The organism is Variovorax sp. 01T439_2 (genome assembly GCF_056398445.1).
The window spans coordinates 1-6320 of sequence record NZ_JBFTPJ010000271.1 but is presented as its reverse complement, the minus strand read 5'-3'; the positions used below and the strand labels follow the sequence as shown (position 1 = coordinate 6320).

General features: G+C 70.2%; 4 protein-coding genes. All 4 read right to left on the bottom strand.

Features of this window, described 5'->3' with window-relative positions; all coding sequences use genetic code 11:
* Positions 1–539 (bottom strand): two-partner secretion domain-containing protein (locus tag AC1DOC_RS14615; RefSeq protein ID WP_478129989.1); only part of this gene is annotated, 539 nt, incomplete at its 3' end.
* A gap of 7 nt (positions 540–546) precedes the next feature.
* A complete protein-coding gene (locus AC1DOC_RS14610; RefSeq protein WP_478081513.1) occupies positions 547–2259 on the bottom strand; it encodes a ShlB/FhaC/HecB family hemolysin secretion/activation protein in 1713 nt (570 codons plus the stop codon).
* A gap of 380 nt (positions 2260–2639) precedes the next feature.
* A complete protein-coding gene (locus tag AC1DOC_RS14605; RefSeq protein WP_478081200.1) occupies positions 2640–4793 on the bottom strand; it encodes a CHAT domain-containing protein in 2154 nt (717 codons plus the stop codon).
* Between the two features lie 144 nt (positions 4794–4937).
* The coding region (locus AC1DOC_RS14600; RefSeq protein ID WP_478129988.1) for a catalase at positions 4938–6320 on the bottom strand (1383 nt) is incomplete at its 5' end.

The window sequence follows — 6320 nt, the reverse complement described above, 5'->3', positions numbered from 1 at the left end:
TCGTTGATGCCGCCGCCGAACAGCAGCTGGCCGCCCTTGCCCACCACGCTGCCCTCCTTGGCGATCTGGCTGTCGCTGATGTCCAGCGTGGAGGCCACCAGCCCGCCGACGTTCACCTGGGCGCTGCCGCCGAAGAGAACGCCCGAGGGATTGACCACGAACACATGCCCGTTGGCCGACAGCGTGCCGTTGATGACCGACTGCTCGATCACGCCGCCGCTGCCCACCACGCGGTTGAGCATCACGCTCGCGGCGCCCATCTGCTGGTTGATGTTGAGCGTCTTGCCGCCGTCCAGCGAAAACGCGTTCCAGTTGACGATGGCGTTCATCGTGCTCTGGTTGAGCCTCTGCACGGCCGCCGTGCCGAGAGGAGCGACGCTCACATTGCCGAACACCACATTGCCGCTCTGCGGAAAGCCCGCCGGCAGGTTGAGCTGCGCCCAGGCCGGCACCATGCCCATGCAGGCCAGCGACAGCACGAGCGGCCGCACGCGCCAGTGCCGCGGCAGGGCTTTCGCGGAAAGATCATGGTTTCTCATGCTGCCCTCAGAAGGTCTTTTGCGCCTGCACGTACAGCCGCGGGTTGCGCCCGCCGCCGTCGGTGCGCGCGGGGTCGGTGCCGGCGCGCCAGGCCAGCGTGGCGTTGATGGTGAAGTTGCCGGGCCGCGTCCAACTCAGTCCGATGCCCGCGCCGCGCAGGCTGCGCGAACGGGGGCCGCTGTCGAAGATCGTCGGGTTCTTGGTCTGGCGCCCGTGCGCCGCGTCGTAGAACAGGAAGGGCGTGAACTCGGCATCGAGCGACCAGCGCCATTCCACGGTGCCGATCACGCCCTGGTCCACCAGCAGTTCGCCCGAGGGGTAGGCGCGCACGGCACGCGCGCCGCCCAGCGAGAGTTTTTCCGAGGCATCGAGGTTCTTGCTGGCCCACTGGCCGCCCAGCGCCAGGTACAGCGAGTGCCGGGGCAGCACCGCCTGCAGGCGCGAGAGCTGGAAGGTGGCCTTGGTGAAGCCGCCCTCGGTGCGGTGCCCGCCCAGGCCCTGGTCGGTCTGCAGGCTGTCGGCGTCGCGGATCGAGAGCCGGCCGTGGTAGAGATTGCCGGTGCTCGCCCAGTAGCCGCCGCCCAGCCAGTCGTCGCGGCGCTCCCAGGTCCAGCCCAGGCCGAAGCCGCGCACCCGCTTGCGCGCCGAGAAGTCGACCGCCGTGTACTCGTCGGTGAGCTTCTTGCTGTCGGCCGACAGGCGCAGGAAGAGGTTGTGCTGGCGCTGGCGGATCACCGGGTAGCTCAGCGAGACGTCGAACACGTCGGCCTTGCCCTGCGCGCCCAGTTCCGAGAACTCGCCGCCCAGCTCGTAGTTGACGCGCGCCAGCCCGAGGCCCGCGCGCAGGCCGCTGCTGCCGATGGGCGCCTCGTAGGCGACGCGGCCGAACTGCAGCGCATTGCCGTTGGAGACCATGGCGCGCACGTCCAGGTTGTCGCCGATGCCCAGCGGGCTGGCCCAGCGCATCGTGCCGCCGAGGCGGTAGCGGCCCGATTCCTTGGTGCCGTGGTTGTCGGCCTCGGCCGCGAAGGCCCAGCGCGGCGCCGGCGCCACTTCCACCGACAGGTCGGTGGTGCCCGGCTGCGTGCCTTCCTGCAGCGCGGACGAGACCTTGATGCCGGGCTGGTCCGACAGCAGCAGCATCGAGCGTTCGTAGGCCGGTGCGTTGACGGCCTCGCCGGGCTGCAACGGCGCAAGGAAGCCGCGCACGCGCGCCTCGCTGATGGCCGCATCGGGCGCAACGATCACCTCGACCTTGCCGAGCCGGCCTTCGATGACGCTGATCTCGACGATGCCGTCGCGCACGGTCTGCACGGGCACGACGGCCTGCGCGAGGAAGTAGCCGCGCTCCTTGTAGCGCGCGGTAATGGCCTGCGCCAGGCTTTCGAGATCGCCGAGCGTGACGTCGCGCCCGATGTACGGTGCGGTGATGCCCTGCAGTTCCTCGTTGCTCAGTGCCTTGACGCCGTTGAGCCGCAGGTCGTTGAGCCTGAAGGTGGCCGCGGGCGGCCGCGGCGGCGCCGGCAGGCTCTGCGGCGCGACGCCGCCGGTAGCCTGCGCGAGGGGGCGGTCGCAGCTGCCGCAAGGATCTTTGGTCGGCAGCAGCGCATTGGCATCGGCTTCCGCCGCGTGGGTGCGCTGGGCGGCAACGAGAAGTGTTGCGCTCACCAGGGCGGTGACTGCGAGGGCGATCGGCGTGGAGCGTTGGATTGCGCGCATCTCAGTGCTCCGGCGTGCGTTGCGGTTGTTGTTGTGAGCGCTGCTGTTCAGGGTGCGCTCCCGCCGACGGGGTACCTTGCTCCGCGAATGTCCTCCGGCCTGCGGCCTCCCCCTTAATTTCGCTGCGCAAGGCACCCCATCGACGGAAGCGTTGTGCGGAGCGGTCGTTGATCAGCGGTACACCAGCGGCGTGCCCAGGTGCGCAGGGCATCGGGTGCTCCCCGCAGCGAAATAAAGGAGGAGGCCGCAGGCCGGGGGACATTCGCGGAGGGGAGTACCCGGTGGCCTGTGCACGCGCCCTGAACAGCAGCGAAAAGCGGCCTGAACAACAACCGCCAAACACAACGCAACGAACAGACATGGCAGTTCTTCTTTTCATGTCAGCTCCCCACCGTGAGACGCCAGTTGCCGATCAGGTTGAACGGCGCCCAGAAGAAGGGGTGGGACATCTTGGGATCCTTCAGCACCGCCAGCTGCCCGGCCTGCATCGCCTTCTGGATGTCGCGGCCCTTGGCCAGCTCGCCGTAGAGCGTGCCCATGAGCACCGCGGTTGCGTCGTCCGACACCGGCCACAGCGATGCGATCAGGCTCGAGCTGCCGGCCGAGAGAAAGGAGCGCGTGAAGCCCAGCACCTCGTCGCCCTGCGCGATGCGCCCGAGCCCCGACTCGCAGGCCGACAGCGTCACCAGCGCCGTGCCGTCCATCGGCAGGCCGAGGATCTCGTGCGCCTCCAGGAAATTCTGCTTGCCGCCCTCGTTGGCCAGCAGGATGCGCGAGTACAGAGGGTCCACCGCGTCGGCCTCGGCATGCGCCGCCACGTGCATCAGCGGCGAGCGCGCGGCCACGTCGCGGAACTGCGTCTTGGTGGCCGCGGCGCCCATGTACACCGTGTTGCGCGGGAACAGCTGCGCGAGCTGCTTCACCTCGACCTCGGCGCCCGGCAGGTCGTACTTGTCCTCGATGCGCGGGTTGCCGAAGGCCGTGAGCGACGCGCCCACGCGCGGCGAGCGCTGCGCGAGCTGCACCGCGATGCTGATCGATGGCGCCACCGCCACCGGATGCGTCTCGATCACGTAGCGCCCGTCGAGCCGCAGCGCCTGGAACGGCAGGTAGTGCAGCGGCCCGTGCGGCACCACGATCAGCCGCTGCCCCGGCGCCAGGCCCAGCGGGCCGAGCAGCGCGGCGCCGAGCTTGTCGGCATTGGTGATGGCCGCGCGGCGGCCGCGCACGATGGAGTTGCGGAACACCTCGACCAGTTCGGTGAGTTCGTCGCGGCGCACCGGCACCGTCCTGGCCTCGATGCCGGCCGGGCCGACCACCCACACCAGCAGCCGGTCGGGCAGCGAATGGAACTGCACCACGCGCTCGTCGGGCGCGAGCATGCCCTGCAGCGCGGCCAGGTCCACGGTGGTCGCGGCGCGCTCGTTGATCTTCGCGCGGCCGCGCACCGCATCGAGCAGCGCGCGCGAGCGGCTGCGCTCGCTCACCTCGAAGGCCTGGCGCGCATCGCCTGCGTCGCTGTAGATCGAGACGCCGCGCTCGAACACCGACTGCAGGTCCGAGAACAGGCCCATCTTGAATTCTTCGCTGCGGAACCTGGCGCGCACCTGGTCGATGCCGCCCAGCGCGCGCGCCACGGCCTCGGCCGCGGCCTGCTTCTGGCCGAGCGCGAGTTCGCTGCGCGCCACGCCGTCCCAGGCCCAGAGGCGGTAGTACTCGGTGTCGGTGCCGACCTGCCGCGCCGTGAGCGCGCGGTAGAGGTCGCGCGCCTCGGCCGGCTTGTTCTCGGCCAGCAGCAGCCGCGCGCGGGTGCGGTCCAGCTGCGCCGTGAGCGGCGCGTCCCGGGGCGGCGCCATGCCCGCGAGCACTTCGCGCGCCCTGGCGGCGTCGCCCGATTCGATCAGCGCATTGACGAGCGAGGCCTGCACCAGCGGCGCATAGCGCGCCGAGCTGTTGGCCAGCGCCTCGTCATAGCTGATGACGGCGCCCGCATAGTCGCCGCGGCGGGTGCGCACGTCGCCGATCACCTTCTGCACCGGGCCGACCACCAGCTTGGGATCGCGCGCCGGATGCTTGAGCGCCTCGCGCGCGAATTCCTCGGCCTTCTCGAGCTGGCCCGAATAGCTGTAGACGATGGCCAGGTCGCGGTTGGCCATGGCCAGCAGGTTGGGATCGCTCGTGGCATTGGCCAGGTGCAGCGCCTTGCTGGCGGCGCGCACGCTCTGGCGGAATTCGCCGGCCTCGGCCAGCGCCACCGCCTGGCTGCAGTACTGGTAGCCGGACAGCTTGACCGCATCCTGCCCGTAGAGCACCGCGCCCTCGCTGGTCAGCGCGAGCAAGGTGTCAGTGTCGGCGAGCCGGGCCTGCTCCGCCCGGCCGGCCGCGGCTTCGGCATTCGGCGCCTGCTGTGGCTGCTGCGCCGATGCCGGGGACCCATGGCCCAGCAGAAGAATGGCTGCCAGCCCCAGCGCACCCGCGGCCCCTGCACGACGTGCCGAGCGCTCCCGTTCCGTTCTTCTCGAAAACCACGTCATTGGACCCCCGCGCGCGGCCCGTGTGCCCGCGGTTGCGGGGGTCGACGCCGCGGAAGTGCGCGCCGTTCAGGCCTCGTGGGGAAAGTCTAGGAGCGCCCCCCTGCGGCGCCTATTCGCAAGAAGGCCTAGCGCGAACGGACTACATCAGGCGGGAATCGCGTCGATGTTGGCGCGGTCCCAGTGGCGGTGCCTGGCAATCGCGGCGATGAAGGCCTGTGCGATCTGCGTCGCCTCGCTGGTGTCGCCGAGGTTGGTGACCGGCGTGGCCGCCACGATGATGCCGGCGGGCGCATCGCCCTGCTGCGCGTTGGCGCCGATGCCGAGCGTGGAGAGCAGCTGCACGCCGTCGCCCACGGTGCAGATGGCCTTGCAGTGCTTGTACGCCTCCAGCACGAAGTGCACCGCATCGCCCATGCCCGCGAGCGCCGCCACGCCCTGGGCGCCGCCGGGGATCAGCACGGCATCGAACACGACCGACGGCCCGTTGGCAAAGGTCATGTCGACGTCGATCTGCCGCTTCGATGCGCTGGCGATGGTGCCCAGGCGGGCGCCCACCACCTTGCACTTGCCGCCGGCCTGCTCGAGCGCATCGCGGATCGGCTTGAGCGAGGCGGAGTCGATGCCGTCGGCCGCGAGGATCGCGATCTTGCGCGTGCGGATCGAGCCGTCGCCGCTGTCGGCCATGCTGAGCGCGGGCGACTCCTCGATGGGCAGGGTCATGCGGTGCTCGCGGTAGCCCGCGCGGCCCGCGGCCGCCTTGGCGTCCGGCGCGCCGATGCCCAGCGGCTCGGCCACGCGGCGCGCGAGCTTCTCGTCGACGTGCGCGAGGTTGTCGACCATGCGCTGGCGGATGGCCGGCACGTCGACCTTCGAAAGCTCGAAGCGGAAGGCCGCAACGATGTGCTCCTTCTCGGCCGCGCTCTGGCTGTTGAAGAACAGCCGCGCCTGCGTGAAGTGGTCGTCGAAGCTCGGGCTGCGCCGGCGCACCTTGGGCGACTCGAGCTCGTCGGGATGCGGCTGGAAGCCGACGCTGCCGCCGTCCACCCTGAACTCCTTGCCGTCGCCCAGCGAGTTGGGCTCGTAGGCCACCTGCCCGCGCGCGATGGTCTGGCGGTGCATGCCGTCGCGCTGGAAGTTGTGGAACGGGCACACGCTCTTGTTGATGGGCAGCTCGTGGAAGTTGGCACCACCCAGGCGCGAGATCTGCGTGTCGGTGTAGGAGAACAGGCGCCCCTGCAGCAGCGGGTCGTTGCTGAAGTCGATGCCGGGCACCACGTGCCCCGGGTGGAAGGCCACCTGCTCGGTCTCGGCAAAGAAATTCTCGGGGTTGCGGTTGAGCACCAGCCGGCCGATGCGCTGCACCGGGACCATCTCCTCGGGGATCAGCTTGGTGGGATCGAGCAGGTCGAAGCCGAGCGAATCGGCCTTGTCGGGCGGCACCAGCTGCACGCCGAGCTCCCACTCGGGAAAGTCGCCCTGCTCGATCGCTTCCCACAGGTCGCGGCGGTGGAAGTCGGGGTCCTTGCC

Bases quoted from the DNA above. Each gene is read 5' to 3' on its own strand.
- AC1DOC_RS14610 (WP_478081513.1), bottom strand. From the start codon at position 2,259: ATGCGCGCAATCCAACGCTCCACGCCGATCGCCCTCGCAGTCACCGCC.
- AC1DOC_RS14605 (WP_478081200.1), bottom strand. From the start codon at position 4,793: ATGACGTGGTTTTCGAGAAGAACGGAACGGGAGCGCTCGGCACGTCGT.